Origin of the sequence: Glutamicibacter sp. V16R2B1 (assembly GCF_005774635.1) — a bacterium.
Classification (GTDB): domain Bacteria; phylum Actinomycetota; class Actinomycetes; order Actinomycetales; family Micrococcaceae; genus Glutamicibacter; species Glutamicibacter creatinolyticus.
This window is the reverse complement of the sequence record NZ_VATX01000059.1, coordinates 1-2,225: the sequence shown is the minus strand read 5'-3', so window position 1 is coordinate 2,225 and position 2,225 is coordinate 1. Positions and strand designations below refer to the sequence as shown.

Annotated in this window: 1 protein-coding gene; it reads left to right on the top strand. The window is 70.9% G+C overall.

Annotated features, from left to right (window positions below; all coding sequences use genetic code 11):
• Positions 1 to 2,117, top strand: a 2,117-nt coding sequence (locus FDN03_RS16530) for a hypothetical protein (RefSeq protein WP_212743936.1), incomplete at its 5' end; no start/stop codon positions are given.
• Between the last annotated feature and the right edge of the window lie 108 nt (positions 2,118 to 2,225).

Below are 2,225 nucleotides of genomic sequence, written 5' to 3'. Positions count from 1 at the left end.
CGGAGACCGCCCGGGCGGTCGCCGGCTCGGGGATCGCCTACTACTCGGCCAGCGGTGCGGCGTCGTGGACCGTCCCCGCCGCCCTCTCCCCGGGCGTCTACCACCCCTACGTCCGCGCCGCCGACGCCGGATCCGGCGGACGCTGGTCCGACTGGGCGTCGTCCACGTTCACCATCGTCGGCGACCCGCCAGCACCCCCCGCGCTGCTCTCGGTCACCCCCGACCCTGCGCGCGGGCGGGTGGAGATCCGGGCCCGGCAGACCGACAACCTGCTCAACCAGCAGACCGCCACCGGCGACGGTGTGGCCAACGAATATCTGCGCTGGCACGTCTACGGCAACGTCACCACACCCACCGCCACCAGCGGCGGCCTGACCGGGAACTGCGTCACCGCGTCCGTCATCGCCAACGGCGAAGCGGCCATCACCGGCGTCCAACTGCTCCGCGTCATCCCCGGCCTCACCCACATCTGGGCCGGGTGGATCAAAGCCGATGTTCCCGGCGGCGCCATGCACCTGGACATCGCCTGGTTCGACGCCGCCAAGAGTTTCATCCGCATGGACGAGGGCGGCGTCGTCGGCCTCGGCACCAGCTACGAGGCGTCCGAAGGCCGCGGTGAGGCGCCCGACAACGCCACCTGGGCGCACCTGATGTGGCGCTCCTCCGGGCCGCTCGCCGCAGGGCAGGACCTGTTCTGGGACGACTGCGGCGTCTGGTTCACCCGGACCGACCCGCTGCTCGGCGACCTCGAAGCCCGGCTCATCGCCGCCGAGGACGCCGTCGTCGACCTGGAGATCCGCGTCGCCGAGCTGGAAGGCGTCCCGCCGGTCATCTCCATCCACCCGACCCGCGCGCCGATCGACGCCACCGCCTACCGCGGCGGCCTCGACAGCGGCAACCTCCTCGGCCCCGCCGACGCCAGCTTCATCTACACGCTCGCCGGCACCCACTGGACCCTCACCGGCCCCGGGTCGCTCGCCACCGCCCCCGACGAGGATGCCTACGAGGGCTACTCCCTTCGCGTCCTGCCCGGCTCCACCGGTACCGGACGCCGGCTCACCCTCACCTCACTGCCCCTGCCACCGCAGGTCGGTGCCAGCTACCAGTTCTCGTTCCGGCACCGGGCCATCGGTGACGGGCTGCGGGCCACCGCCACGCTGACCATGCTCGACGGCAACGACGCAGCCGTCGGCGCCGTGTCCGTCGGCGTCGTCCTCGACGAGACGCCCGAGTTCTCCGACCAGGTCGCCGTCACCATCGTCAAGCCCGACGGCGCGACCAGGTTCTCGCTCGACCTCTACCTCGACGGCGAATCGTCCACCGACGACAGGTGGATCTTCGACCAGTTCCAGGTCGCCCGCCTGCCGCTCGTCGCCTCCCCCCAAGGGTTCGGCGTCGGACCGTTCGGATTCGGACCGTTCGGCGGCACCATCAGCGGGCAGGCAGGACGCGCGCCCACCCTCGCGTGGAAGCCCGCGTCGCAGGTCGACGTCTACCCGCTCGTCGAATGGTCCACGGACGACGGCGACACCTGGACCCCGGTTCGGCACACCGACCGCGCCGCCTACGACCCGGTCACCCGCACCGCCCTCGTCTACGACTACGAGGCGCCCATCGGTAAGCCGGTCATGTACAGGGTCCGCACCGTCGCCCGCGACTTCCAAACCGACCCGGTCGCCGGCGCACTCCTCGTCTCCGCACCCACCACCACCCGCGTGGTCACCCTCGACGTCGACGGCTACTGGATCCTCGACCCGTACACCCAGAAGCGGCTCCCGTTCAACATCGCCGCCAGCTCCGGGGCCCCCGAGCTGCGCATGACCCGGCCCATTCCCCGCGGCGAGTTCTCCCCCTACGGCGCCGACTACAAGGTCCTCGTCTACGACCGCGCGAAAGGCAACGAGTTCGACTGGCGAATCGCCTTGGAATCCCACGCGGCGTGGGACGAGTTCGACGCCCTCCTCGCCTCCGGGCACACCCTGCTCGTCCAGACACCCATCGGGAAAAGCTGGTACATCCGCCCCTCGGACTGGAAGCCGACCGTCCCGTTGGAAGGCGTCCGCGACATGGGTGCGGTCATCGAATTCTCCGGCTACGAGCAGCCGAGGCCCGTCTGATGTGGGCCCGCTCCGACCGTTTCGACGCCGCCGTTCGGGACACCCACGATGTGGCATTCGACTGCTCCCTGTGGAGCCCCGGACAGAAACGGCTCCTCGCCGACGGGC